Raw genomic sequence first — 26,459 nt, forward strand, 5'->3', positions numbered from 1 at the left:
TGGGAGCCTTCCTTCAGTGCTTGTTGGAATTGAAATCAAAGAGACGGGCGGGATTGTCCGCGAGTATCTGCTGGCGGTTGCCGGCATCACCGACCCAACGATCGAGCCAATGGAGCGTCTCCTGGTAGGTGTGCTGCTTCTCGAATTGCGTCCACGGCCAGTCGCTGCCCCAGACGATCCGGTCATGGCCGGTCACATCGAGGATTGCAGCGGCGCAGCGATCCGCGGCATCTTCGGGAAAGCGGTAGGGGCCTGAAAATTTGAACCAGACATTGCTTGCAACGGTGGCGCTCGACAACAGAGCCTCGAAGCCGCCGCTTTCATCACCGGCCGGCGTACGGCCGAAGTGATCGACAAGGACAGTGCAGGGAAGATCGCCAAGGCCGGGGGCGATCGAAAGCCATTGCACGCCTTCGGCCTGGATCTGCAGCACAAGATCGAGTTCGCCGAGGCGATGCGCCATGACCCCATGGTCGCCCCGATGCAGATCCGGCGCGGGCTGGCCAATGCAGTTCAGACGCACCCCGACGATGCCTGCTTCTTTCAGGGCCTCCAATTCATCGATGCCGCTCGCAGGGTCGATCACTGCGATACCGGCGAAGGATTGCGGGTCTGCAACGATCGTATCCAGCAGATAATGATTGTCGGTTCCAAGGAAGCTCGGCTGCACGATCACGGCCTTGGCAATTCCTGCAGTTCGCATTTCCCGGCGGAGTTCTTCCGGAGTGGCATCATAGTCGGGCGCATAGCGGCGGGCCGCCGCCAGGGGCAGCCGCCGCTCGAAGATATGCACGTGCGTGTCCACCCAGTTCCCGGACTCCGGCATAACGTTCATTCTCGAAAAACCTCTTGATCGATTCCTATAGTCTTGTATAAGACTAGTTCTATAAAAGTAATCAAAAGGTCATGCAAGGGTGGAAATGGACAGCGCAGAAGGATTGGGAAAAGCCAAGGCCAATGCCGCGGCGAGTTCGGCGACGCCCGCGATTTTGATCGAAAACATCACCAAGTTCTATGGCGCCTATCGCGCCCTCAACGACGTCAGCCTGAATGTCCGCAAGGGCGAGGTCGTCGTCATCGTCGGTCCGTCAGGATCGGGAAAATCGACGCTCTGCCGCACGATCAACCGGCTTGAAACGATCGACAGCGGCGCGATCAAGATCAACGGAAAGCCGATTCCGGAAGAGGGGCGGGACCTGGCACGGCTGCGCGCCAGCGTCGGTATGGTGTTCCAATCCTTCAACCTCTTCGCCCATCGCACGATCCTGCAGAACGTCACGCTTGGCCCCACCCGCGTGCGTCGCATGACGCAGAAGGATGCGGAGCGGAAGGCGCTCGATCTTCTGGAGCGCGTCGGCGTTCGCGAGCAGGCAAACAAAATGCCGTCACAGCTCTCCGGCGGCCAGCAGCAGCGCGTGGCGATTGCCCGCGCGCTGGCTATGGAGCCGGAAGTCATGCTCTTCGACGAGCCGACCTCGGCGCTCGATCCGGAAATGGTGAGCGGTGTGCTGGATGTCATGCGCTCTCTCGCCGATGCCGGCATGACCATGGTCGTCGTCACCCATGAAATGGGCTTTGCCCGGTCGGCCGCCGATCGGGTGGTCTTCATGGATGCCGGGCGGATCGTCGAACAGTCATCGCCCAAGGAATTCTTTGCAGCCCCGCAAAGCGAGCGCGCCCGGGACTTCCTCGCAAAAGTGCTGCATCACTAAACAAACCTTGAAAGGGAGGAATCAATGAAATTCAATCTTCGTCTCGCAGCAGTTGCGCTGCTTGGCGCGCTGTCGCTGACACCGTCTCTTGCGAGCGCCGATCAGGCCGCATTCCCGGCCGGCTCCACGATGGAGCGGCTGTCGAAGGCTTCGACGCTGCGCATCGGGGTCAAGTTCGATCAGCCGCTCTTCGGTCTGCGCGACCTTTCCGGAAAGCCGATCGGCTTTGATATCGACATTGCCAAGCTGATCGCCTCGAAGCTCGGCGTTTCGGCCGACAAGATCACCTGGGTCGAGACCTCGTCTTCCAACCGCGAACCCTTCCTCGAGCAGAACAAGGTCGATTTCATCGTCGCGACCTATGCGATGAACGACCAGCGCAAGAAGGTCATCGACATGGCCGGCCCCTATATCGTCGGTGGCCAGGACATGATCGTAAAGAAGGGCAATCCGCTGAACATCAAAGGCCCCGATGATCTCGCCGGCCACAAGGCCTGCGTCATCAGCGGCAGCGAAGGCCAGTCTGCTCTGGCCAAGAAGTACGCTCAGGCGCAGATCGTTCCCTTCGACGTCATCTCCAAATGCGTCGAGGCGCTGAAGAATGGTTCCGTCGATGCGGTTGTCACGACGAACTTTATCCTGGCCGGCCTCGTTAGCCGCGATCCGAACAATCTCCAGCTCGTCAACAACCTCTTCACCCGCGAGCCCTGGGGCGTCGGCATGCCGAAGTCGGAAAATGATTTCTGCCACTTCGTGTCGGATGTCCTGACCGAGGCGGACAAGGATGGCACCTACGGGAAGATGTACGACGCAACGCTGAAGACCTATGTCGGCGGCGACGGCAAGCTGCCCGCTCTCGATCAGTGCCCCTGATCTGACGGCGGTTCCACAGGCTTGAGCGGAAGGATGCAAGGCATATCGAAATGACAGCGTTTTTGAACAATATCGATGTTTTCTGGAACGGCATGCTGGTGACGCTTGCTCTCTCCGTGCTGTCGATCGTGATTGCCCTTCCGCTCGGCGTCCTAGTGGCCGTCATGCGCATATCGCCTGTCGGCGGCTTCCGAGTGATTTCGATGATCTATATCGAGATCATCCGGAACGTGCCGCTGACGATCGTCTTCTTCTTCTCGGCATTCGTGCTGCCGCAGTTCGGCGTGCATGTATCCTATTTCAGCTTCGCGATCATCGCGCTGGTTGCCTATTACGTGCCGCTTTTCTGTGAAGCCGTCCGCTCGGGCATCAATTCGGTTCCGATCGGCCAGGCCGAAGCGGCGCGCTCCATCGGCTTGCCCTATGTGGAATGCCTCTGGTTCGTGATCCTGCCGCAAGCGCTGCGCAGCTGCATTCCGCCGATCGTCAACGTCGCGATCGCGCTGGTGAAGAATACCGCTGTTGCGGCAGCCTTTGGCGTCGGCGAAGCGCTTGCGACCATGCAGCAGCTGGCAAACGAGGAAAGCTCCGCCGTGCTTTCCGTCTTGATCGCCACGGCCCTCATCTATCTTGCCGCGACGATCTCGCTCGGGCTGCTGGCATCCTATATCGAGCGCAGGAGCGCATTTTCTCGATGAGCACGCTTCTCTACGACACCCCCGGACCGAAGGCTCGCCGCCGCTCGCAAATACTGTCGGCGCTGTCGATCCTTGTTATCCTGCTCCTCCTCGCCTGGGCCGGTTTTTCCCTCGACAAGGCCGGCATGCTGGCACCCGATCTATGGGCGACGGTCTTCCAGCCCGATCTCTTGAACCTTCTGGCCGGCGGCCTGCTCGCCACGTTCGAAGTGTCCGCAGTCGCCATCATCATGTCGGTCGTTCTCGGCGCACTGGTCACGGCGGGCCTGATGACGCGATCCGTATTGCTGCGCGCTGCCCTCAGGACATGGGTGGAGGTCTTCCGCGGCCTGCCGCTGTTGCTTCTGATCTTCTTCCTCTTCCTCGGGGGCCCTGTGATCGGCGTCGATATCTCGACCTTCTGGGCACTGGTGCTTGGGCTTGTCCTCTATAATTCGGCCGTCCTTGCCGAAATCTTCCGAGCCGGCATCGACACGCTGCCGAAGGGGCAGGGCGAAGCCGGCCTGGCGATCGGCCTCAGCAACGCCGAGGTCTTCTGCATCATCCTGCTGCCGCAATCCATCCGCCGCATGTTGCCGACCTTGCTGACCCAGCTGATCACTCTCCTGAAGGAGACTTCTTTCGGCTTCGTCATCGGCTATGCGGAACTTTTGCGCGATGCGCGCACGGCGGTCGAATATCTCGGCGGCAGCTACTCGCTGCCGGTCTATACGCTGGTCGCCGTCGTTTACATGGTCATCAACTGCATTCTCTCGGAAATCGCAAGACGGGCGCAAGCGGTGCTGTAGAAGCATCGAACAAGGTCACGAATCGATTGAAAGGATCACGGGGGTAACATGGGCATTCGCGAGAGCAATCCACAGGACGCCTTGGTGCTTGAAGGCGATGAGCACCTGCCGCTCTATCGCCGGCTTTATCTGACCATCGCCAAGCGGATCGCGAATGGCGAATGGCGTCCGGGCGATGCCCTGCCGGCCGAACTCGATCTCGCCAAGCAATATGGCGTGGCGCCCGGCACGATCCGCAAGGCGATCGACGAACTCGTCGACGACGGCCTGATCGAGCGTCGCCATGGCTCCGGCACCTTCATCCGTCGGCCGAACTTCGACAATATGATGGTCCGCTTCTTCCTGTTCCGCGATCCCGCGGGCAACATGATCATGCCGGAAAGCCACATTGTCTCGCGGGAAATCGTTCCCGCAAGCGCCGACGTTGCTGCCAATCTGAAGATGCGGGAAGGCGATGACGTCATAAAGGTCACCCGGCATCGCCACTGGGAGGGGCAGGCACGTCTGCTCGAGGATATTTTCCTGCCGCCCGCCCGCTTCAGGGCTATTCTCAGCCACACGCCAGAAGAAATCGGTCCTTTGCTCTACCCCGCCTATGAGCGCCTCTGCGGCCAGCTCGTCTGCTTCATCGAGGAAGAGATCAGCATCACCGACGTTTCTCCGGATGATGCCGGCCTGCTGAAGCTCGGCAGCGACGACTTGGTCGTCGCGATCGAGAGGCTGGCGAAGGACGCCTCGGGCCACCCGATGGAATGGCGCATCTCGCGCGGCGAGGCGAGACGCTTCCGATACAAGATCAACGTCAGCTGACCGTCAGCGTTTCCATAGAGTTCCCCATGTCCACACAGCATCTTTCGGCGCATATCGGCTATCTCTACACCGAGCTCGGCTTGATCGACAGGATCGGCGCGGCAGCGCGCGACGGTTTTACCGCGATCGAACATCCCAATCCCCTGTCGGTCGATGCCAAGGCCATGCTTGCGCAACTGCAGGAGCATGGTCTCGTTTTCTCCCAGATGGCGGCGGCTTCAGGCGATGCTGCCCGCGGCGAAAAGGGCATCACGGCTCTGCCGGGGCGCGAGGCGGAATTTCGCGACGCGCTGCTGCGCTCGCTCGATTATGCCGAGACGATCGGATGCCCGCTCGTGCATCCGATGGCAGGCGCCGTCGATGGCGCCGTCGATGGGGATCGCCAGCGTGCCGAAGAGACCTATCGCACCAACCTGGCCTTTGCCGTCGAGCAGTGCCGTGACCGGCCGGTCCGCATCCTGATTGAGGCAATCAGCGACAAGGTCGTTGCGAACTATTTCCTTTCCACCCTCGAACAGGCGATCGCATTTGGTGATCAGGTCGGTTCTGCCGACGAGACCGTTCTGCTGGTAGACACCTTCCACGCTGCCGCCAACGGCGCCGATCTGGCGACCTTCATTGCTGCGCATGTCGCGCGCATCGGGCATGTGCACATTGCCGACGCCCCTGGCCGGCACGAGCCGGGAACGGGCGGCCTCGATCTCACGGGCACGCTTAAGACGCTTCTGGCGCATGGATACAAGCACGCAATCGGTTTCGAATACATTCCTTCCAAGTCAACGGGCGAGACCCTGTCATGGATGCCGTCCTGGAAGGACCTTTTAAGTGGTGCCGCCACCCGTTGACGGCGGTGGGCCGACAGGTTTGATATTTCAGGAGACAATCATGATCCAATCGATCAATCCGGCAACGGGCGAGGAAATCGCACGGTTCGATCTGCATTCGCCGCAGGATGTTGACGCGGCTCTGACCAAGGCAGTGGCCGCTCAGGCTGCATGGCGCGAAGTGCCGATCGCCGAGCGCGTGGAGTTGCTGCGCCGCATGGCGAAGGTGCTGCGCGCCAACGCCGAGCGCTATAGGCTGATGATCACCAGAGAAATGGGCAAGCCGCTGCCGGAATCGGCCGGCGAGATCGAAAAATGCGCCTGGAACTGCGATTTCTACGCCGAGCAGGCGCCGAAATTTCTGGCAGACGAAGTGGTCGCCTCGACCGCGCAGGAAAGCCTGATCGCCTATGATCCGCTCGGCGTCGTGCTGGCGATCATGCCCTGGAACTACCCCTTCTGGCAGTTCTTCCGTTTCGTCGCCCCGGCGCTGGCCGCCGGCAACGGCGCGATCCTGAAGCACGCCAACAACGTTCCGGAATGCGCACTTGCCTGCGAAGAAGTGATGCGTGAAGCGGGCGCGCCTGAGGGCCTGATGCGCACGATCCTGATCGAGGCCAAGGATGTCGCCGCTATCATCGCCGATGACCGAATTGCTGCCGTCACGCTGACTGGCTCGACCGAAGTCGGCGCCATCGTCGCTTCGCAGGCCGGCAAGGCACTGAAGAAGCAGGTGCTGGAACTCGGCGGCTCCGATCCGTTCATCGTGCTTGCGGATGCCGATATCGAAGAGGCGGCCAGGGTCGCGGTCAAGGCTCGCTTCGTCAATGTCGGCCAGAGCTGTGTCAACGCCAAGCGCTTCATCGTTGAAGAGAGCATCGCCGATCGCTTTGTTGCAGCCTACATCAAGGGCGTCGGCGAGCTGAAGGTCGGCGATCCGATGGAGTCCGACACGAATATCGGTCCGATGGCCCGCGCCAATCTGCGCGACACGCTGCATGACCAGGTGAACCGTTCGGTTGCATCAGGCGCCACACTTGCCGTCGGCGGCCAATTCGTCGACCGTCCGGGCTTCTACTACGCGCCGACAGTGCTTGACCACGTCACGCCAGAGGCTGCCGCCTTCACCGAGGAAACCTTCGGGCCGGTTGCCGCGATCATCCGCGTCAAGGATGCTGACGAAGCCATCCGGCTGGCCAACCAGACCGAGTTCGGCCTCGGCGCAGCGCTCTGGACGAAAGATCTTGCCAATGCGCGCAAGCTCGCCCGCAAGATCGAGGCTGGTGCTGTCTTCATCAACGGCATGGTCGCTTCCGACCCGCGCCTGCCGTTCGGCGGCATCAAGCGCTCCGGCTATGGCCGCGAACTCGGCTATCACGGCATCCGGGAATTCACCAACATCAAGACGATCTGGATCGGACCGGTCCGGTCGGTTGCAGCCAAGTGAGCGAGGGCAAGATGAGCGAAGAACAAACCGCAAAGCCGGCAATCCTGCGTCCCGCCGAAATCAAGCCGCACGAGCGCGGCGGCGGCGCACGGACCATTCCGATGGTGACCCGCGGGGTAGGCTCGACAAGCCTGCTCAACGGCATCACCGAATTCGAACCGCAAGCTGCGATCGGGCTGCACACGCATAATTGCGAAGAGAGCGTCATGGTGCTGGAAGGCTCGGCCATCGCCGAGATCGACGGCATTGAATATCCGATGGGACCTGGCGACACGACCTGGGTTCCGGCCAATCTGCCGCACCGCTTCATCAACGCATCGTCCACGGAGCGTATGCGCATCTTCTGGACCTACGCATCGGTTGACGCCACGCGCACGCTGGTTGCGACGGGTGATACGCGCACGATCGATTCCGAGCGCGCTTGAGAGGCAGACATGGTATTTGAAATCGCGGAAATCGAAGTGAAGGCCGGCCAGGGGCAGGCCTTCGAGGCGGCGGTCGGAGAGGCTGCTCCCTACTTCAAGAAGGCGAAGGGTTGCCTCAGCCTCGAACTGCACAAGATCGTCGAACGGCCATTGGTCTTTCGCCTCGTCGTCGGCTGGGAAAGCGTCGAAGACCATATGGTCCACTTCCGGGAATCTCCCGATTTCCAGGAATGGCGCCGGCTCGCAGGTCCCCATTTTGCCAAGGCACCGACGGTCGAGCATGTCGAAGTCGTGCTGAAGGCCTTCTAGGCCTGATATCGAACGGGTCTTGGACCCCTGGAACGTGATGATGCGGAGGAGGGGGCTGGCTGGACCAGCCCCGGCTCACCGAAGCGTCCCGTTCATCACCACGTCAAGCGCTTCCCGCTCTCCGCGTCGAACAAATGCAGCTTGCTGATGTCAGGCGCAAGCGGGAGAGCATCACCGGGGCGTATGTCCAGGCGCTCGCGTACCGTGGCGACAAGCGTGTCGGTGCCGATATTTGCGGTCAGCTGTGTCTCTGCTCCCGTCGGCTCGATAACCGAAACCTCCGTCGCAACGCCGCCTTGTCCGACGAACAGATGTTCCGGCCGGATGCCGTAAATCACTTCCGCGCCGCGTGTCATGGCAATGCCTTCAGGAAGCGGCAACTGGCTTCCGCCGTCGCCCACAAAGTTCAGCGGGCCGGAGGCACTGATCTTACCACGAATGAGATTCATCCCGGGTGAGCCGATGAAGCCGGCGACGAAAAGATTGGCGGGCCGATCATAAAGCTCCAACGGCGAGCCGATCTGCTCCACCGAGCCGTCGCGCATCACAACGATCCGGTCGGCCATCGTCATGGCCTCGATCTGGTCATGCGTGACGTAAATCGTCGTCGTCCGCAGCCGCTGATGCAGTTGCTTGATCTCGGAGCGCATCTGCACGCGGAGCTTGGCGTCGAGGTTGGACAAGGGTTCGTCAAACAGAAATACCTGCGGCTGCCTGACAATCGCGCGTCCCATGGCAACGCGTTGGCGCTGGCCGCCGGAAAGGTTGCGCGGATACCGGTCGAGGAGGGGCTCTAGCCCCAGGATCTGCGCCGCATCCCGAACACGTTTCCGGATCTGTTCCTTCGGAGCTTTCGCAAGCCGCAGCGAAAATCCCATGTTCGCCTCCACAGTCATATGCGGATAGAGCGCATATGATTGAAACACCATGGCAATGTCGCGTTCCTTGGGCGCGACATCGTTCACCACATGCGCGCCGATCGCGATCTGACCATCGGTGATATTTTCGAGCCCGGCGATCATCCGCAGAAGCGTGGACTTGCCGCAGCCGGACGGGCCGACGAGAATGACGAATTCGCCATCCCTGATATCAATATTGACTCCGTGCAGAACTTCGAAATGGCCGTAGCTCTTGCGGGCGTTCGTCACGCTTACCGACGCCATAATATCCCTCCGCGTAAGTGATCTGTCGATGATTTGCGGCCGCGGCAGCAGGCGGCCCGCAGCTTTAAGTCCGGATGTTCCGGGGAGCCGTCGCGGCCGAGTAGGGCTCAAGAGCCGCATCGATCATGGCAAGGCAAAGCTCACGCGGCCGCGGCAAAACCTCTTTCGACACAACGCCGGGGGAGATGCGACCGAGATATTGGCTGATGAGCGTTTCCGGAATATCTGCATCAAATCGATCAAACAGGTCGGCTACGGCCGCCGAGGCGCGGGGGTCGGGCCAATAATAGCGGATGCGGTCGCTGTAACTGAAATGGCGCTGCAACCGCTGCTCCTCAGCCGTACCATGGTAATGAGCCTTCCAATGCTCAGGACGATCAAGCATGACGCTTTCCATCGTCGCGACAAGCGGATCAGATAGCATCTTTCCGGCAAGAACGGCGGCGATTGCATCAAGGCCATACAGCGCTTCGCGCAGAGCAAAGGTCAATCCGGGACCGACCTTCAGGATGGCAAAGCCGCCATCGACGAGAGACGACAGCGCGTCCGAGGGCTGATAGTCCGTCGAATGCGCCTCGAAAAGCAGACCCGGCATGTGTTCGAGAGCACCGATCAGGGAACGTGCCCGGTCAGGCTCATAGATTGCAACATTGGCATTGCCGAATTCGACGCCCGGCTGAACGACAATGCCGATCACCCGCTCCATGGCGGCCTCGATGCCCGCGTCGCTGAAAGCGGCGCGATGGACCGCGAGCGTTCGCACTGCTGCATCGGCCCGCGTCACCTCAAGCACATCAAGGGCATGGGTCGCGCCGCCCGGCGGCGGAACTTCGGTGCCGATGATATATACCGGGGCGCGCCGACCAGTCGGGCGGGCTGCCTGCTCAGCGGCTTTGGCGAGACGCGCGGCCCGGGCAGCGGTCAGCTCGTCCTCCAAGGCGACAGGCTCGCCGGCGCAGCCCATCGAAGTATCCAGGTGGATTTTCTCAAAACCCGCCTCGACATAGGCGGTTACCATGAGTTCGGCCCGCTGCATGGCCTCTTCGGCAGGCAGGCGCTTCCAGGGGTTTGGGCCGAGATGGTCCCCGCCGAGAATGATGTCGTCGACGGGAAACCCGACACGCGCCGCGATATCTTCGATGAAGCGCCGGAAATCCGCCGGCGTCATGCCCGTATAGCCACCCTCCTGATTGACCTGGTTGCAGGTTGCCTCGATGAGAACGACCGAGTTTTCCGCGGCTCCACGCCTGAGCGCGGCCTCGATGACCAGTGGATGAGCGGAGCAGACGGAAGTAATGCCGCTCGGGAGTGAATGCGTGCGGTCTCCGAAGAGTTTCCCGAGTGCCACGCTGCGATTGTTGTCCATCAACATACTCATGCCAGCGTCACGACCTTCGTCAGGTGGCGGGGAGAAACCGTATCGATATTTCTGGCTTGTGCGACGCGCTCGCCGAGGATCTGCAAAGCTGGCAGCATCGCCAGACCGGCGAGCGAAAGATCGAAATCGACGTTCAGCTCAAGATCACCAGGACCGCCCAGGCCGATAACGACAGCGCCCTTTTCCCGCAGCTCCTCCACCAGCTTTGCCTCTTCGGCCTTTTGATCGGCGCTGTAAAGCATGATGGCGGCCGTTTTCTCATCTACCAGGCTGATTGGTCCGTGGCGATATTCGAGGGGATGGAATGCCTGCGTCATGCTTTGGCTCATCTCCATGAGTTTAAGCGCTCCCTCGACGGCGACACCATAAAGGGGACCGCTCCCGAGGAAGACGAAATGCGACCGGCCGGTCACGGCCTTTGACAAGGCTGCATCGAGATCATTGGCCAGACCGCGCGCAGAGGCAACGATCGAGTGCGGAATTTGCAGACCGATCATCTGCATGCCGAGAAGCAGCATGAGACTGGCCGATACCGACATGACAATCCCTTCGTCCGGATGCGTCGGGGAGGCGATCAGTCGGTCGCAATTCTTCGCGAGCGAGCTCTCCGGCTCTACGGTCAGCGCCGTCACGAAGGCGCCGGCTGCGCGACTTGCTTTGGCTGCGGCGACGGTTTCGGTGGTTTCACCGCTGCGGGAGAGGACGACCACATGGGTCTGCTGCCAGCGCGACCACAGAGCGGCAGGCCGGTTCAGCCATTCGGCACCCGCTGCAGCAATCGCCGAACGGCCGGCCAAATTCGACAATGCCGCGAGCGAGAGAGCAAGATTATAGGAGGTACCGCAGCCGACGAAGACCATCAGTTCTGCACTCTGAGGAGCCGGTATCGAGCCGATTGCCTTCTCCCAGTAGGGAAATTGCTCAATGATTACCTTTTCCGTCGTATTCATATTATCTCCGATTCATTTTACCGAACCAGCCAGCAGGCCGCTAACGAGGTACCGGTTGAGGAAAATCACGACCAGGGCCGGGATGATGATGGCAATCGATCCACTTGCCGTGATCAGGCCGTAGTCGATGTAGTTCTTGGTGACAAATTCAGGGATGAGCACGGTCATCGGCTTTGTCGCCTGCGGCGAGAAGATGAGCGGCACCAGATATTGCCCCCAGGCGCCGAGGAAGGTCAGGATCGCCGCTGCCGTCAGCCCCGGTCCTGCGAGCGGCAGCACGATATTGAAGAGGATGTAAAGACGGCCGGCCCCATCAAGCTGGGCCGCTTCCTCCAGCGAGATCGGTAGCGCTTCGAACACGCTTCGCAACAGCCAGAGCGACAGCGGCAAATAGGCCGAGACGTAAATCAACGCGACGCCGACATAGGTATCGACGAGGTGAAGCTTGATCATGATCTGGTAGAGAGGGATCAGGACCGCATAGGCCGGAACGGCGAGCGTTGCCACCACCACGGCAAAAAGCGTCCTTCGTCCGGGAAATTCCAGCCGTGTGAAAGCATAGGCTCCCAATGCGGAGATCGCGACGCACAGGATCGTAGCAGCGGCCGACGTCACGATACTGTTGACCACAGCGGCACGGAACTGCGCCCAAACCTCCACTCCGCCGATCTGCGCGATATTGATACCGAGAAGTCGGGAGAAATGGTCGAAGGTGAACCGCTGCGGAAAGAAATGTATCGGACGGGCCGAGAAATCAGCGGAGGGGGTGACGGAACTGACGAGCGTCCAGTAGATCGGTCCCAACGACCATAGCAGCAAGACTGCGACACCGACCAAGATCAGCAAACGATATCCAAGGCTCTGTTTCATCAGTCGTACCGGGTGTTGCGATAGACGCGAAGGACATAAACGAGCGAGACGAGCAGCGAGACCAATGTGATCACCACCGAAAGCGCCATCCCGTAGGAGAAGTGGAGGTTTTGGAATGTCTCCAGATAGATCTGCACGAGGACCGGCCTCGTCGCGAGACTGGCTCCCGAGAGAACCCAGGCCTCGTCGAACAGGTTGAAGGCGTTGACGGTCGCATTGGTCATGGCGACAGCGATTGCGCTGCGCACGAGGGGCAGGGTGACCAAACAGAACATCTGCGCCCGTGTGGCTCCATCGATCCGCGCAGCCTCGTAAAGATGAGCCGGGATGCCCTGCATCGCTGCAAGGACGATGACGATGGTAAGCGGCATCATGCGCCAGACATGCACCACAGTGACTGCGATGATGGCGCTCGTGCGGTCGTTGAACCAGACGTGATTGTCGAAGGGCAGTCCCATCGCCGAGAGGATACCGTTCAGCAGGCCAGCGCCGGGCTGATAGATCCAGAGCCAGATCACCGCATTGACGACGCCCGGAAGTGCCCAGGGCAGGATGACTGCCGCAAGCAGCCATTGGCGCCCGACCTTGACCTGATTGATGAGAGCAGCGGCAAGCACGCCGAAGATCGTCTCGGCAGCCACGGCAAGGACGACATAGAGGAGCGTGTTGATCCAGGTCGTCCCGAGCTGCGCATCGGACAACATCCGCGTGTAGTTTTCCAGGCCGACAAAGGGCGTGCCGGCCTGCATCGGGTTGACCCTGTGCAGGCTGTCCCAGACGGTTCTCCCGACAGGGTAAAAGACGAGCGCCGCCATCGTAATGAAGATCGGCAGGACGAGCAGCACCCCAAGCCCGGCGTCGGCATTTGCGCCGACCCCACGCTTGGTTCCCACGCTCGGTGAGACGATAGCCGTCATTGCGACATCGCCTGCTTTGTTGCGTCGGCAATGCTTTGCATCGCCTGGTCAACGGTCATCTGACCCTTGGCAGCGCTGTTGATCGCCGTGTTCACCGCGCTGGAGAATTGCGGATACCAGGGAGGAGTGCCCTGCGGGAACAGCGCCTCGACGGTCTTTGATTGCGCCACCAGCGTGTCGCCGCTATGCAACCCGCCCGCAGCGTTTAGCTCGGAGAGAGCCGACGTACGGGTCGGCAGGAAACCGTTGACGAAGTTCTTCTTCTGGTAGTCCTTGCTGGTGAACCACTTGATGAAGGCCACCGCAGCTTCCTTGTGCTGCGACACGTTCGGCACAGCGAGTGCTTCCGGCAGGCCGAAGGTGCGAGTTTCGCCGCTTGCCGTCGGAACAAGGATCGCAGCCGCCTGACCGGCGATCTTCGACTGCTTCGGATCGTTCATCGCTCCCAGTCGGCCGGGTTCGCCCGAGATCATGATGCTGGTCACGCCCTGGGTGAACATGCCCTCGTTGATCTCGGTGTCCTTGAGGGTGGTGGAAGCCGGATCGACAAGGCCGTCCTTCAGCAACATCAATTCGAAGGCCAGGGCCTTGTAGCCAGCCGAATCCGGCTTCAAGAACAACGGATTGAAATCCTTGTCGAACAGCTCGCCGCCGAAGGCCTTGGTCAACAGATACCAGCTGGTAGAAGCTCCTTCCGTCGCCGAAAGCGGCAGGCCGATTGGGTAGGTGGATATGCCCTTTTCCTTGATCTTCTTTGCCGCCGCGACGAGCTCGTCCAGCGTCTTCGGCATCTCGGTAATGCCAGCGTCGGCGAAATGCTTCTTGTTGACGAGCATGACACGGAAATCGTTGGTGTAGGGCACACCAAGCAATTTTCCGTTCACCGTAAAGATACTGGAGACGCCGATATCCTTCACCGTATCGGCATCGATGACGTCGTTCAGCGGCATATACCAGTCGGCAGAGCTGAACTGGCCGGTCCACGACCAGTCAAACTCGGTAACGTCAGCCGGCGTCGTTCCGGCGATCAGCGCCGTCACCAGTTTCGGGCGGATGTCATCCCAGGACAATGTCTGCAGATCGACGTGAATGCCCGTTTCGGCTTCAAAGTCAGCCGCGATGGTCGGTCCCTGGGGCGAGGGCATCAGCACTGTAATCGATTGACCGGCAAGTGGCTTGGCATTCTGAGCAAGTGCCGGAACTGCGGCTATCAAGGCCGCGGCCGCTGTTAGCGGCAAAATGAATCTACGCATGTTCCCATCTTTCCTTGTTATTGAGGTCTGCACTACCTGACTGCGCCGCTGCAGCCTTTGCCGTGGCGGCGACTTGCCCGATCCAGCCTTCGTCTATGGGCCAGCCGAGGAGTTGGGCGGCTGCCAGAAGGGCGCCACCGATGGGAGGAAGTCTTGGCGAGATGGCCGGCCGGCCGATGCGCCGTTCGACCGAGGCAAGCAAAAGGGGGCTCGAAAACGTGCCGCCGGCATAAGTCCAGTCACCCACCGGATCGCCGTCTTTGGCAATGGCCCGATGAAGTTTTGCAAGTTCGTCGGCCGCCCGCTCGATCAGTTGGATTGCCGCTTGGTCTCCGGCCTGCGCCACCCGATCGACGAGGACCGAGAGAGCCGCAATATCTGCACGCGGATTGACGAGCTCGCTCACCCAGCCTGCAAGTCCGTTTGCTGGATCGGAAATATCAAGCCGCAGGTGGCTGAACATCGCCTCGGCCAACGCCGTGCGCGGCGCGCGGCCATCGAGGCTCTGACTGACGAGGCTGAGTGCCGCACGTCCGATCCAGTAGCTGCTGCCCTCATCGCCGATGACATCACCCCATCCGCCAGCGCGCCGGGAGACGCCTGCTGCGTCGCGGGCCCAGGCCATCGAGCCGGTGCCGGAAAGGATAAGGATGCCCGATTGGCCGGCGAAGGCGCCAAGATGGGCGGCGTCCACGTCGTTGAGTACGGTTCTGCGCACGGCTGGAAAAGCTTCTCCGACCGCTTCGTCCTGTAGCTCGGAGAGGCGTGCCACCTCTCCATAGGCTGGGAGCGCGGCCGCCACCGCGGCCAATCGCTGCTCGCCCAGAAACGGATCCAGATGCTTGTCGAGTTCCTCCCACCAATCCTTGTTGTCCATCGGATTGACGCCACCGCCGCGCGATGTGCGCAGAATCCGGCCGCTCCGGTCAGCAAGTGCAACAAGCACCTTGCTTCCGCCGCCGTCGATGCCGAGAATCAGGTCATCGCTCAATCGTTCGCTCCCAAATCAGCAATCGTCGTTGCAACACCGAGTTCGCGGAGCTGGGCGCGCCATGGCTCCGACAGGCTGGTGTCGGTGATCATTTTTGCGGCGGTTAGAGGCGCCACCTTGTAGGTCGCCGTGGTTCCGAATTTCGAGGAATCCGCAAGGACGAAGCAATGTGCGGAGCGCGTGAGCATGCGCCTGTTCAGGTTCGCCTCCGCGCTGTCAACACTGTAGATCGCGCCATCGGCGCTGATGGCGCCGGCGCCGAGAAAGAGCTGATCGAACCAGATTTCCTCCAGCATCGCCTCGGCCTGTGGTCCGACCAGCGAGGCATTTTCGCTGCGCAACTGGCCGCCCAGCAGGACGATCTCGAGGTTTGGAATATCGAGGAATTCCTGCGCTACCGTCAGGCCGTTGGTGAATATGCGAAGGGGTATCGGATTGATGCGGATGAGGCGGGCGAGCTGAAGAACCGTCGTGCCGGCATCGAGGAAAATGGCCGTTCGTGGGACGAGCAAATCATAGGCTGCTGTCGCAATCGCCCGCTTTGCCGAAAGATGCCGCTTCGCGCGCTCCTGAAACGCAAGCTCCACCGAAGAGCCTTCCGCAATGCGCGCACCGCCGTGTGTCCGGTCGATCAAGCCTTCCCGTTCGAGAATCTGGAGGTCTCGCCGCACGGTCGCCGGCGAAGCGCCGATGGCGTCGGCAAGGGTGTGGATCGTCGAAAAACCGTTCGCGTAGAGATGGCTGCGAATGGCGTCGAGGCGATCGACTTTTACTCCTCCGATCTGGTTCACAGAATGCTCTCCTCACGCCATTATCTTGTTCCGATCAGAATTTCACTGGATTTAATCAATGTCAATCACAAGTATGACGTTTTATGATCTATTTATCGATGCCTGATGACGCGATGCGAAAAGCGCGCCGTCCGAGGGACGGCGCGCTTAACTGCATGATAGATTGATCGTTTTTTTAGGAGAGGGGCGTCGCTTTAGTGATATTCGGGCAGCAAATTGCCGTGCTGCTTGATCAAGTCATCAACTAGATTCCAGATCTGATCAGGCGACAGCTCCGCCGAAGTATGCGGATCGAGCAGGGCAGCTTGGTAGATACGGTCACGCTTCTTCGTCAGGGCGGCCTCGACGGTCAGTTCCTGCACTGATGTGCTCAACCTCATGACAGCGGCAAGCTGAGAAGGGATGCGACCGATCCGCATGGGCTGAACGCCATTCCTGTCCACATGGCAGGGTACCTCGACGATGCATTCGTCCGGCAGATTTGTGATCAATCCGTTATTCGGAACGTTGCCATAGATCAGCGCCGGCTGGCCCGTCACCGCGGCATGAATAATGCCGGCGGCATATTCGTTGCTTCGGCAGACCTCGATCGGCTTATCGCCTTCGAGATCCCGCCTCAGGGCGTGCCACTCGCCGATCTGCACCTCGCAACGGCGGATATATTCGTCCAGAGGGATATTGAGTTGCTCTACCAAATCGCCGCGCCCTTCTTTGATGTACCAGGACGTGTATTCGGAGAAATGCTCGCTCGATTCAGTCACGAAGTGTCCAAGACGCTTCAGGACATCGAAACGAACACGGTCATCAGGCGGAACGCGCCCCTCTGCAGCCAAGGCCTTGAGGCGCGGATAAAGATCTTCCCGCCTGCCGTCGAGGTGACGCTTCTCATATTTGAGAAAGAAGGCGATGTGATTGATGCCGGCCGAGATATAGTTGATGTCAGCGATGTCCTCGCCAAGGCAATCGGCGAGATGGGCGGCGGTGTGCTGTACGCTATGGCAGAGACCGACGGTCCTGATCTCAGGCGCGATCTCCTTGATCGCCCAGCAATTGATCGCCATCGGGTTGACATACTGCATGAGCAGTGCGTCGGGACATACGTCCTGCATGTCGCGGCAGATCTCTTCCAGAACGGGAATTGTGCGCAGCCCGCGGAAGATGCCGCCAATACCAAGCGTGTCGGCAATGGTTTGCCTGAGGCCGTATTTCTTCGGCACGTCGAAGTCGGTCACCGTGGCCGGCTTGTAGCCGCCGACCTGCATCATCAGGATGACGAAATCGGAGCCTCGAAGTGCTGTGCGCCGATCGAGTGTCGCCTCGACCCTGACTTTCTCCAGCTTCAGCGCCTCGCAGATGCGCCGGGCCACGATCTCGGACGTCTTCAGACGTTCCGGATCGATATCGAACAGGCTGATGACATAATCGCTGCCACCCTGCGATGAGAGGACATCGCCCAGGATATTTTGTGCGAAAACGGTGCTGCCGGCACCCACGAGGCAAATCTTTGGCATGACAAACTCCGATAATTGGGTCTCATCCGCCTCATTGCTCCTTTTAAACTAGAATTTCTTCCTGCTAATGAGAGAGTTCTTCCCGGATTCGAGTCAGAGGAGAACTTCATGCGCGGAGAGAATAGCGCCGAGCGCGAGGCCTTGATCATCTCGCAAGGCGATTTTCTGATCGAGCGGCACACCGCAAGAGCCATGGGCGAGGCCCACTGGCACGATCACGTCGAAATCAATCTGCTCCTCAAGGGGCAGATGACGTATCTTTTCAATGGACGGCAGGAGCATGTCGAGGCCGGGCGGCTTGTGCTCTTCTGGGCGGCGATCCCGCATCAAACCATCGAGGTTACGCCGGATACGCCGCTCGTCTGCATCTATCTCCCGTTGGTCGACTTTCTCGCATTGCCCATCAACAGAAAAGTCAGGCAGTCGATCATGCAGGGGAGGTTCCTGAATGAAATGCAGCCGCAGCCGGCCAACACGATCCTGATCCCACAATGGGTGCAGGAATGGCAGGAAGGCGACACAGTGCGGCAGCAGCTGATTGCGGACGAAGTCAAGCTCAGGGTGCGCCGTCTCATTCTCGATACGGCGGATGAGCATGGTTCATCAGCCCGGAAGTCGTTGGCGACACCCGCAGGCCCGGCTGTGCATCGCGCAGAGATGCTCACGGACCTGATAAACACGCATTACGCGAGACCGCTGAGCATGCCCGCTCTCGCCGAGCTCGCAGGAATTCACCCGAGCACCGCCAACAAGATATTTCGTGACGTGCTCGGCATTTCGGTGAACGAATATCTCACGAGATACCGGCTGGCGCGAGCCATGCAGAGGCTCGCCGATACCGAAGAGCCGATTCTGCAGATCGGCTATAGCTGCGGGTTTGCTTCCGTCAGTCGGTTCTACGATGTCTTTAAGCAGCGGACCGGCACAACGCCCAAGCAATTCCGCGCTTCGTTCGAAAGAAAGTGAGGGGCGTAAGAACGGAGCGAAAAAGAACCAGAGGAAGGTCCGTTCCTATTGAAACCAGACTCTAAAATGACCCGAAACGGAATGTAAAATGTCCGCGTTCGGGGTAACAAAAAAAGGCCCGACGAGGCTAGCCGATCCGGCCAATCGGGGGCTCTGCCGTCCTGGTCGCTCTTGCTGTGATAAGCATCTTCGGGTCCGGACCGGGACCACAGTTCGTCGGCTTGGTCGGCGATTTGCTTCGGCTGACCTTCGGCGATGACTCCCTGAGATATTCGCTGCTTGTCTTCCTCATCCCGAAAGCATGCGCGTCAATGTGCTTCTGGGTAGCCGGATCGACGATTTCGAGTGCCATCGAGGATCTAGTGACAGCGAAGGCGCAGTCGGGGTAAGGAAGCCGGACTTGTCAGCAAGATGTCGGCGGAGCCCGGCGCTCCACCGCCAACCGCTTTCAGCGCTATGCGGATCGTGCGAAGGTACGATCTACTTCGACTTCGGCGAGCCCGAAATGCGATCTCAATGTATCGCCTTCGTATTCACTCCGGAACAGACCCCGCTTCTGGAGGATCGGTACGACTTCATCCGCAAACAGCGAGAGCTGGCTGTTTATGATTGGCGGCATGACGTTGAAGCCGTCAGCGGCGCCCGACTGGAACCATTCCTGAATGATGTCGGCAATCCTTTCCGGCGTGCCCGCGACGGCAAAGTGGCCACGGGCGCCAGCGAGCTTGCGCAACAACTGACGGAGGGACAATTTCTCGCGCAAGGACATTTCGACATAGCCGATGACGCGGCTCTTGGAAGCCTCGACCGCATTTGGATCCGGAAAATCGTCCTTGGTGAGCGGGCGATCCAGCGGGACGTGGCTGAAGTCATGTCCGCCGAAGCGCGCCTTGAGCCGCGTCAGGCCGACTTCGGTGCTCGTGAGCGCGTCAAGCTCCTCCCAGACTTGATCGGCTTCGCGCTGCGTCGAGCCAATGGCTGCGCTGATCCCCGGCAGGACAACGATGTCCTCATGACGGCGGCCGTAAGCGACCGCCCGGTTCTTCACATCGGAATAGAAGGACTTCGCGGAATCGATCGTCATGTGCGCGGTGAAGATTGCCTCGGCCCATCGAGCCGCAAAGGATCTGCCAGAATCCGATTGTCCGGCCTGGATGTAGACTGGCCGCCCCTGTGGGCTACCCGGCACATTCAGAGGACCCTTCGTCCGATAGTGTTGGCCTTGGTAGTTCGCGGGCGTGATACGCGAAAGATCCAGATACTGGCCAGCATCGCGATCGTCGACGACAGCGTCTGAGGGGAAGCTCTTCCAGAGAACGTCGACCGCCTCGACAAATTCCTCTGCGAGCTTGTAGCGGTCGGCGTGGTCGAGGTTCTGCTGCAGCCCGTAGTTGGCGCCTGCCTCAGGTGCCCAGGAGGTGACGATGTTCCATCCGGCGCGGCCTTTGGAAAGGTGGTCGAGCGTGGCAAACTGGCGCGCGAGCGTGTAGGGCAGGCTGTAGGTGGTCGACGCTGTGCCGATGAGCCCGATCTTCCGTGTGTGGGCCGCGAGCAGAGACAGCAGGACGATAGGCTCCAGTGAACCGGAGGACGCCAGTCCGCTGCTATTCCCGGCGGCCAAGGTGTCCGCCAGGAAGACTGCGTCGAACTTCGCCGCTTCCGCGATGTGGGCGGCCTCGACATAGAGTTCGAGATCCGTCAGCGCCTTGTGATTGGAGCCCGGATGGCGCCAGGCTGCCTCGTGGTGGCCGCGCGACATCAGAAATAGGTTCAGGTGCAATTGCCGGGACATTATCGATACCTTTCAAACGCGCTCGGCGACGCCGAAGCTCTGAAGGAGCTTGGCGCGGAGCGAAATCAATTTAGGGTCATGGGAACGCCGGGGGTGCGACGCGGAAACGAGGTGGTCTTCGGCAATGCGCCCGTCTTTCAGAACAAGGATGCGATCGGAGAGAAGCAGCGCTTCGTCGACGTCATGCGTGACCAGGATGATCGTGGGTCTTTCTCGATCCACCAGCCGCATCAGCAGTTCCTGCATGCGAAGCCGGGTGAGGGCGTCGAGCGCTCCGAAGGGCTCGTCGGCAAGCAGGAGTTCCGGAGAGCGGATTAGGGATCGCGCCAGCGATGCCCGCTGCTTCTGACCGCCCGATAGTGTCGAAGGCCAAACATCCGACTTGTCGCTCAATCCGACGGCCTCAAGCATCTCCAGAGCAGCAGGCCTCGCATCCTGACGGCGCAAGCCGAGCGTGATGTTTTCGATAACGGACTTCCAGGGGAGAAGTCTCGAATCCTGAAAGAGGACCGACGTATTCTCTGGAACATCGAATTCGCCGCGTGTTTCTGCGTCGTCGTCGAGACCCGCCAGGGCACGGAGCAGCGTCGTCTTTCCGGACCCGGATTCGCCTAGCAAAGAGACGAATTGGCCGCGCGGTATCTCCAGCGAGACACGGTCTAGGATTGTCTTGCCCTTGAAGCTGCGGGACAGGTCCCGAAGTTCGACGGCGTAGGGGATGCGAGTATGTGCGTTCATGATCCAAGAGCCCTCCGATAGGACAGGGCACGTCCCTCGATGAACCTCACCACTGCGTCCGAGACGAGGCCGAGGACCGCGTAGATAAAGATGCCGACGACGATGACGTCGGTCTGACCCCAGTCACGCGCCCGGTTCATCAGATATCCGATCCCAGTCTGGGTGTTCACCAGTTCGAGCACGACCAGTGCGGTCCAGGAGATAGCGACCGCGAGGCGAAGCGCCACGAAAAAGCCGGGCAACGCCCCTGGAAGCGCGACATGGCGAATGAACTCCAATCGCGTCAGCCCCAGCGTTTGCGCGAGCTCGACATGTCCGATGTCGATAGCCCTAAGTGCCGCGTGGGTGTTGATGTAGACGGGCACCAGAACGGCGGTGAAGATCAGGAATATCTTCATCTCTTCGCCAATTCCGAGCCAGATGATCACCAGCGGGATCAACGCAAGTGTGGGAATTGCTCTCTTGATCTGGACAACGCCGTCAATCAGAGCCTCACCAGTTCGCGTCAGTCCGGAGAGCATAGCAAGGACGACGCCGACGATTACGCCGAGAAAGAGGCCCGTGTACGCCCTGCCGGCGGAGGCTAGAAGATGCGGAAGCAATGATCCGTCGAGGATCATGTCGTACCCGGTCTGCAGGGCAGTCGAGGGTGCCGAAAGAGTGTATGGCGACAGAAAGCCGAGCCGTGACGCCGCCTCCCAGACGATGAGGATCAGCGCCGGACCGAGCAGCCGTAATCCTGCGGGCAACTTAGCCGGCGTAAGTCGGACTGACTTCCTTGCGGCGATCGGCGCCGCACGCTGTTGGCCTTGCCGGTATCGGCTGCGGGAATGAGCAACAGACGATTGGAGTATGTCGGCCATCAGCTTCCTCCCTGGCGGGCTTGCTCGATCACCTGATCGAACGTATTGACGAAGGAGGTCTTCGCATCGAAGCGTTCCTTGATCGACCCGGCCTGATAGAGGATGTCGATCAGCTTCTGATGGTGCGGGATTGCCTCCACTGACGTCTCGAAGATCAGAGGCGACTGACCCTTGATGATCACGTCGGCATCGGGCGGCGGTATGTGCTGAAAATCGGTGTAGTAGAACTTCGCCCATTCCTTTTCGTGTTCGTTGCTCCATTTGCCAGCACGCACGAATGCGGTCAGGAATTCCTTGATGGCCTCGACCTTCTTCGGGTCCGCCAGTGCTTCCGGCCGGGCGTAGAAATAGGATGTGCTGGGAAGAAGCTTGCGCTCCTCGGGGTCTAGGACCGGAGAGGCTCCCGCCTGCTTGGTCAGTCTGGTGACGAATGGTTCCTGCAAGACGGCGACGTCAACCGCACCCGACCTGACCGCATCAGGAAGATCGGCAACGCGTAAATTGACCAGCTGCACGTCGCTGAGTTTCAATCCGGCACGGTTCAAGGCCTCGATGAGGAATACCTGTCGCCCGGATCCTTCGACATAGCTGACCTTATTTGCCCTGAGTTCGGAGAGCTTGTTGATGACCAGTCCCGGCCGAGTGGTCAGGCGGTATTCGGCGACGTCGCGCGTGAAGGTTCCGATGATCGGGAGGAGGGTGCCCGACGCCCGAGCCTGGATGGGCGGCGTATCACCGACGAAGGCGATGTCCAGCGCGCCTGCCCGAATCGCCTCGAGGATCGCCGGACCGCCGGCAAAATTCGGAAATTCGATATTGAAATTGATGTTCTTCTGCTCGCCGCTGGCCTCAAGCAGATTGCGAACGAACTCGCTTTGGTCTGCAACGACGAGCTTTGCTGACGGGTCGGCAGCAAACGACATCGTTGCGCCTGAGGTAGCAAGCAGACCAATCATGGCAGCTTGTAACAAAGTCCTTCGTCTCATCATTGGGGCTCCGTCGGTTCGATCGCGTGTCCAATTAATGTATAGTGACTTTATAGATATTATAGGATTCAGATTTCATCTCACGTCGCGATGCGCGAAAACTCTTCCGTCGTCAGCGCCAATGCATGAAAGTTCGTTTCATCCATGATGCCGGTGGCCTCCGGCGTTATCCATTGCAGCTTGGACCCTCAGCGGCACCATCGTACGATTGCAAAGGGTGGTTCTTGAGTGTTCTGTAGGCGGAGACGCCCAACCTGGGGAAATCATCATGAGATCTGATATCGTGCCTGGCGTTACGGACCCGGCGCTGCGGACCGCGTGGGCGGAGGGCCGCAAGGAGATTTTCTTTCCTTACGGGCGATCATTCGCGCAAACTGCCGGCGATGAATGAGGCCCTTTATCGATCAGATGAAGCCATCCGTTTCTGGAATGTGGATCTCGATCAGCGCTGGCGCGTTACCGCCTTTCTGGTGACGTCCCCATTAAGGTCATCTGCCGCCGCCCCGTTTGAAGGCCTGGCCCGGCTCGCCTTGTACCGGGCCAAACTAGATCTCAGACGCGCAGGAGCGTCTTGATGGCGCGGCGCTCGTCCATTGCACGGTAGCCCTCGGCAACATCCACAAGAGGAATTTCGAGATCGAAGACCTTGCCAGGATTGATCTCACGGTCGATCACGAGATCCATAAGATAGGGAAGGTAGCGCCGGACGGGCGCGGGACCGCCGAGCAGGCTCTTCTGCTGGCGGAATAGGTTCTGTCCATCGAATGTGACACCATGCGGAACACCGACGAAGCCTATCTTGCCGCCCGGACGGGCAGCGTTTATCGCCTGGCTCATGGATTCCTGAGTGCCAACGCATTCGAGGACGCAATCTGCACCGACGCCACCGGTGAGTTGCTTGATACGCGCGACGCCATCGTCACCACGCTCGGAGATGATGTCCGTTGCTCCGAACTCCAGCGCGAGATCCCGTCGCCGTCGCCGCGCCAGGGATAGTCCGGTCCGGTGCGGCCATAGGAAAAGTCGATCTCGTCATTGAGGCCGAGCAAACCGTCGTAGCCGAGCGACAGCGTGGAGCTGGAATAGCCGGTCTCCTCCTGGCCGAGATTGTTGTTGGCGAAGGATGCGTGCCAAGCGTGTTCGGGAACATTCTGGATGTTAAGAATGGATGTGCCTTCGTCCTTTCCAGGCAACATCGCCGTCTTCGCCTTGTTCGATTGCAGCCGATTGATCTGATCCAGGCCCTGCTCGATGTCGCGCAGATTGGCGATATGGTCCTTCATGCCGGGAAAGGCCGTCTCCAGCATGGCGGAATCCAGGGCCGGCTTGCCGTTGATGTAGATGTCGGAAAGCTTCCCCTCGACCGCGACGAGTTTCAGCACCTTGCTGCCCGCGATATCCTGTGCCGGCACGAAGATGCGCGAGGTTACGTAGCCCTTGTCTAGATAAAGAGTGGTGATATCCCGCATCAGGATATTGATCTGGGCGACGCCGATGCACTTGTTGCGATAGGCGGAAATGATCCTGTCGGTTGCGGACGTTGGAAGCCGTGTCACGCCGGCGAGCTCGACGTGCGAGATCGCAAAACAGGCGCCTGGGGCAGGCTGCTGTGCCGGTTCGCCACCTCTCGCCGCCGGTTGCTGCTGCGGCGTGATCTTCTTCAGATCGTCGAGCCGCTGCTGGTCGTTCCGTTCGGCCTGGCGACGCGCGAAATCGTCGGCAGGCGATCGCCTTGCGGCGGCTGGATTGCCCGAGGCTGCGGTCAGAAGCAGAAAAATGAGAGCGGAAGTCCGGGGAGGCATGGGGGAAATGGGATCGCGAGCTTACTTCGCGGCCGGTTTGTTCATGGCATCGAGAGCGGGCCACAGTCCCTTCAGGGAAAACTTGATGTTGACCTTTCGGCCGTCCATCAGCTGCAGATGTCCGACGCCGTCCGCACTCTTCTGTAAGGTGGCCAAGGTCTTGGTGGTCATTTCCTGCTGGGCCCAGCAGCCGGTCTGATTGCAGTTCCGATAGGCCAACTGCACCACCTGCTTGTCGCCGGCGTCGATCGAAAGTCCGGCGGGCAGATATACATTGAGCGGAACAAGCGTTGTCAGTAGCAGTCCGGGTGCGGCGGGCTTTACGCCCTTCTGTCCGGTGTCCACGGCCTTGGCGAAGGCCAGAGTCAGAACGTTGACCGTCTGGTCTCCTTGCTTGACCGTGGCGATCTGTGCCACCTCGCAGCTTGACTTCACCGCGCTGTCGGCCGCCTTGCCATCGACGCAGCGATAGTACCAGTCGTCGAATTTGGTGACATTGGCTTGCTGCTGTGAGCCCGCGGCCTGACCGTCTTGCGGAGGCGTCATAGGGGCGGCCTGTTTCGGGCTGCTGCCGGTTTGAGCGGCTACAGGCGCCTTTGCGGCATCCTCGGCAAATCCGGCCGGAGCGAATGCCATGCACGACAGCAGCGCCATTGCCGATATGCCCGCTTTCAGGTGGGTGCGCATCATAGGTTCAAGCGTCACGGCTATTCCTCCAATGGCGGGCAAACCCCGATCTGGCCGGAGAACTTGCGCCTGATGGTTGCAATTTGTCGCGCTCGCGGATCCGCGATGCTGCGGAGGTCGCGATTGACCTTCGCTCGGATCGGCGCAGAGACGACATCGATGTCCGGGATGCGAGAATGCGCGTTGTCGGGAGGATCAGTCCGAAGGAAGCGCGCAATTATCCATTATAAAATCGCAAAAACAGCTTTAGTACAATGGGTCAGCTCATCTGACTGCAATTCGAAGCGGAGACTCCCGACTTCGATCGTCGCGTATCCCAATCGCGGGTAATTGTTCATCCTCTTCGATTCGAGACACGCAAAACGTTTAATCCTCGTCGCAGTTTACTAAAATTCGAACCAAGGCCGTTCTCGTTGAAGCCGCATTTGAAATGCTTTCTTGCGAATTTCTAGATCACTGTGCTGCGGGGTTAAAGTTCGGCCGGCGATTTGGTGACCGAGTTGACTGGCCTGACGCGCTGAATGCGAGTTTGCCGGATGTTTGTAAATCGGACGTAAGACCACGATTTCGGCTGTAGAGTTGTGGATTGACGAGGCCGTTAGTTGATCTCGTCTTGATCAACTTTTCGACGCCCATGAACGACACGAACGATTTCTACACTATGGTCGTTGAGCCGATAGAGTGTCAGGTACTGTCCCGCGATCAGATGGCGGATACCCGGCATAATGTCGTCGCGAGCGACACCGGAGTAGGGGTGCTGGGCAAGCTGTTGCCAGCGCGCTTCGATTGCATCGAGAACGCGATCGGCCGCCGTCGGATTTTCTGCGGCGATGTATGTCCAGATTTCGATGAGGTCTTCGTCGGCGCGATTGCTCCGAACAATCGTGATCAACGTCACTCCGAACGACTTGAGGC

Annotated in this window: 27 protein-coding genes and 2 pseudogenes; 11 read left to right on the forward strand and 18 right to left on the reverse strand. The window is 59.9% G+C overall.

What is annotated here, in order from left to right; all coding sequences use genetic code 11:
* Positions 1-13 precede the first annotated feature (13 nt).
* Positions 14-826 carry an amidohydrolase family protein gene (locus EV561_RS25830; protein ID WP_207910593.1) on the reverse strand — a complete coding sequence of 271 codons (813 nt, stop codon included), beginning with the start codon at positions 824-826 and terminating at the stop codon, positions 14-16.
* Positions 827-920: 94 nt separating this feature from the next.
* Between EV561_RS25830 and EV561_RS25835 the strand changes: the two genes are divergently transcribed.
* Genes EV561_RS25835 through EV561_RS25875 form a run of 9 tightly spaced genes read left to right on the forward strand, consistent with a single transcriptional unit; the run spans position 921 to position 7,886 of the window.
* Positions 921-1,712, forward strand: a complete 792-nt coding sequence (locus EV561_RS25835; protein WP_132525882.1) for an amino acid ABC transporter ATP-binding protein — start codon at positions 921-923, stop codon at positions 1,710-1,712.
* A 24-nt stretch (positions 1,713-1,736) separates the two neighbouring features.
* Positions 1,737-2,585: a glutamate ABC transporter substrate-binding protein gene (locus EV561_RS25840; RefSeq protein ID WP_132525884.1), complete on the forward strand. Its 849-nt coding sequence runs from the start codon at positions 1,737-1,739 to the stop codon at positions 2,583-2,585.
* Between the two features lie 50 nt (positions 2,586-2,635).
* Positions 2,636-3,283: an amino acid ABC transporter permease gene (locus EV561_RS25845; protein ID WP_132525886.1), complete on the forward strand. Its 648-nt coding sequence runs from the start codon at positions 2,636-2,638 to the stop codon at positions 3,281-3,283.
* Entirely contained in the window at positions 3,280-4,071 is a 792-nt protein-coding gene (locus EV561_RS25850) for an ABC transporter permease subunit (RefSeq protein ID WP_132525888.1), read from the forward strand. Before EV561_RS25845 ends, EV561_RS25850 begins: the two co-directional genes overlap by 4 nt.
* A 48-nt stretch (positions 4,072-4,119) precedes the next feature.
* On the forward strand, positions 4,120-4,881 hold the full coding sequence (locus EV561_RS25855; protein ID WP_132525890.1) for a GntR family transcriptional regulator: 762 nt from the start codon (positions 4,120-4,122) through the stop codon (positions 4,879-4,881).
* Between the two features lie 26 nt (positions 4,882-4,907).
* Positions 4,908-5,726, forward strand: coding sequence for a TIM barrel protein (locus tag EV561_RS25860; RefSeq protein ID WP_132525892.1), 819 nt, complete (start codon positions 4,908-4,910; stop codon positions 5,724-5,726).
* Positions 5,727-5,766: 40 nt separating this feature from the next.
* The gene (locus tag EV561_RS25865) at positions 5,767-7,152 is read left to right on the forward strand and encodes an NAD-dependent succinate-semialdehyde dehydrogenase (protein WP_132525894.1); all 1,386 of its coding nucleotides are present in this window, start codon (positions 5,767-5,769) and stop codon (positions 7,150-7,152) included.
* An 11-nt stretch (positions 7,153-7,163) separates the two neighbouring features.
* Positions 7,164-7,577 carry a cupin domain-containing protein gene (locus EV561_RS25870; RefSeq protein WP_132525896.1) on the forward strand — a complete coding sequence of 138 codons (414 nt, stop codon included), beginning with the start codon at positions 7,164-7,166 and terminating at the stop codon, positions 7,575-7,577.
* A 9-nt stretch (positions 7,578-7,586) separates the two neighbouring features.
* A complete protein-coding gene (locus EV561_RS25875; protein ID WP_132525898.1) occupies positions 7,587-7,886 on the forward strand; it encodes an antibiotic biosynthesis monooxygenase family protein in 300 nt (99 codons plus the stop codon).
* A 95-nt stretch (positions 7,887-7,981) separates the two neighbouring features.
* Here EV561_RS25875 and ugpC read toward each other — a convergent pair whose 3' ends face one another.
* The 9 genes from ugpC to EV561_RS25920 all read right to left on the reverse strand — a co-directional run bounded on the left by ugpC (position 7,982) and on the right by EV561_RS25920 (position 17,710).
* A complete protein-coding gene (ugpC, locus tag EV561_RS25880; RefSeq protein WP_132525900.1) occupies positions 7,982-9,049 on the reverse strand; it encodes a sn-glycerol-3-phosphate ABC transporter ATP-binding protein UgpC in 1,068 nt (355 codons plus the stop codon).
* A 64-nt stretch (positions 9,050-9,113) separates the two neighbouring features.
* Positions 9,114-10,427 (reverse strand): D-tagatose-bisphosphate aldolase, class II, non-catalytic subunit, encoded by a 1,314-nt coding sequence (locus EV561_RS25885; RefSeq protein WP_132525902.1) that lies wholly within the window; start codon positions 10,425-10,427, stop codon positions 9,114-9,116.
* The gene (locus EV561_RS25890) at positions 10,424-11,377 is read right to left on the reverse strand and encodes an SIS domain-containing protein (protein ID WP_132525904.1); all 954 of its coding nucleotides are present in this window, start codon (positions 11,375-11,377) and stop codon (positions 10,424-10,426) included. Before EV561_RS25890 ends, EV561_RS25885 begins: the two co-directional genes overlap by 4 nt.
* 12 nt (positions 11,378-11,389) lie before the next feature.
* Positions 11,390-12,247, reverse strand: a complete 858-nt coding sequence (locus EV561_RS25895) for a carbohydrate ABC transporter permease (RefSeq protein ID WP_132525906.1) — start codon at positions 12,245-12,247, stop codon at positions 11,390-11,392.
* Positions 12,247-13,164 carry a sugar ABC transporter permease gene (locus EV561_RS25900; RefSeq protein ID WP_132525908.1) on the reverse strand — a complete coding sequence of 306 codons (918 nt, stop codon included), beginning with the start codon at positions 13,162-13,164 and terminating at the stop codon, positions 12,247-12,249. Before EV561_RS25900 ends, EV561_RS25895 begins: the two co-directional genes overlap by 1 nt.
* Positions 13,161-14,417: a sugar ABC transporter substrate-binding protein gene (locus EV561_RS25905; protein WP_132525910.1), complete on the reverse strand. Its 1,257-nt coding sequence runs from the start codon at positions 14,415-14,417 to the stop codon at positions 13,161-13,163. The genes EV561_RS25900 and EV561_RS25905 overlap by 4 nt, the downstream gene beginning before the upstream one ends.
* A complete protein-coding gene (locus EV561_RS25910; protein ID WP_132525912.1) occupies positions 14,410-15,408 on the reverse strand; it encodes a BadF/BadG/BcrA/BcrD ATPase family protein in 999 nt (332 codons plus the stop codon). The genes EV561_RS25905 and EV561_RS25910 overlap by 8 nt, the downstream gene beginning before the upstream one ends.
* Positions 15,405-16,199 (reverse strand): DeoR/GlpR family DNA-binding transcription regulator, encoded by a 795-nt coding sequence (locus tag EV561_RS25915; protein WP_132525914.1) that lies wholly within the window; start codon positions 16,197-16,199, stop codon positions 15,405-15,407. Before EV561_RS25915 ends, EV561_RS25910 begins: the two co-directional genes overlap by 4 nt.
* Positions 16,200-16,393: 194 nt before the next feature.
* Positions 16,394-17,710 (reverse strand): alpha-glucosidase/alpha-galactosidase, encoded by a 1,317-nt coding sequence (locus EV561_RS25920; RefSeq protein WP_132525916.1) that lies wholly within the window; start codon positions 17,708-17,710, stop codon positions 16,394-16,396.
* Between the two features lie 108 nt (positions 17,711-17,818).
* Between EV561_RS25920 and EV561_RS25925 the strand changes: the two genes are divergently transcribed.
* A complete protein-coding gene (locus EV561_RS25925) occupies positions 17,819-18,676 on the forward strand; it encodes a helix-turn-helix domain-containing protein (RefSeq protein ID WP_132525918.1) in 858 nt (285 codons plus the stop codon).
* Between the two features lie 454 nt (positions 18,677-19,130).
* On the opposite strand, the gene EV561_RS25930 is transcribed toward EV561_RS25925, so the two are convergent.
* The 4 genes from EV561_RS25930 to EV561_RS25945 are packed head-to-tail and all read right to left on the reverse strand — an operon-like array spanning position 19,131 to position 23,058.
* Positions 19,131-20,468, reverse strand: coding sequence for an LLM class flavin-dependent oxidoreductase (locus tag EV561_RS25930; RefSeq protein ID WP_132525920.1), 1,338 nt, complete (start codon positions 20,466-20,468; stop codon positions 19,131-19,133).
* A 12-nt stretch (positions 20,469-20,480) separates the two neighbouring features.
* Positions 20,481-21,206 (reverse strand): ABC transporter ATP-binding protein, encoded by a 726-nt coding sequence (locus EV561_RS25935; protein WP_132525922.1) that lies wholly within the window; start codon positions 21,204-21,206, stop codon positions 20,481-20,483.
* Positions 21,203-22,069, reverse strand: coding sequence for an ABC transporter permease (locus EV561_RS25940; RefSeq protein WP_132525924.1), 867 nt, complete (start codon positions 22,067-22,069; stop codon positions 21,203-21,205). Before EV561_RS25940 ends, EV561_RS25935 begins: the two co-directional genes overlap by 4 nt.
* Positions 22,069-23,058, reverse strand: coding sequence for an ABC transporter substrate-binding protein (locus EV561_RS25945; RefSeq protein WP_132525926.1), 990 nt, complete (start codon positions 23,056-23,058; stop codon positions 22,069-22,071). The genes EV561_RS25940 and EV561_RS25945 overlap by 1 nt, the downstream gene beginning before the upstream one ends.
* Positions 23,059-23,323: 265 nt before the next feature.
* Between EV561_RS25945 and EV561_RS38435 the strand changes: the two genes are divergently transcribed.
* Complete coding sequence (locus EV561_RS38435; protein ID WP_281026132.1) at positions 23,324-23,446, forward strand: hypothetical protein; 123 nt, start codon at positions 23,324-23,326, stop codon at positions 23,444-23,446.
* Between the two features lie 161 nt (positions 23,447-23,607).
* Here EV561_RS38435 and EV561_RS25950 read toward each other — a convergent pair.
* The 4 genes and pseudogenes from EV561_RS25950 to EV561_RS25965 form a co-directional block, all read right to left on the reverse strand.
* Positions 23,608-24,051: pseudogene (locus EV561_RS25950) on the reverse strand (zinc-binding dehydrogenase); the annotation flags it as partial.
* A gap of 17 nt (positions 24,052-24,068) precedes the next feature.
* Positions 24,069-24,857 (reverse strand): annotated as a pseudogene (locus tag EV561_RS25955) (POTRA domain-containing protein); the annotation flags it as partial.
* A gap of 21 nt (positions 24,858-24,878) precedes the next feature.
* Entirely contained in the window at positions 24,879-25,544 is a 666-nt protein-coding gene (locus tag EV561_RS25960) for an invasion associated locus B family protein (protein WP_245512925.1), read from the reverse strand.
* 598 nt (positions 25,545-26,142) lie between these two features.
* Positions 26,143-26,459: type II toxin-antitoxin system RelE/ParE family toxin (locus EV561_RS25965; RefSeq protein ID WP_348633754.1), on the reverse strand; the 317-nt coding region annotated here is incomplete at its 5' end.

The organism is Rhizobium sp. BK376, from assembly GCF_004341625.1.
Lineage (GTDB): Bacteria > Pseudomonadota > Alphaproteobacteria > Rhizobiales > Rhizobiaceae > Rhizobium.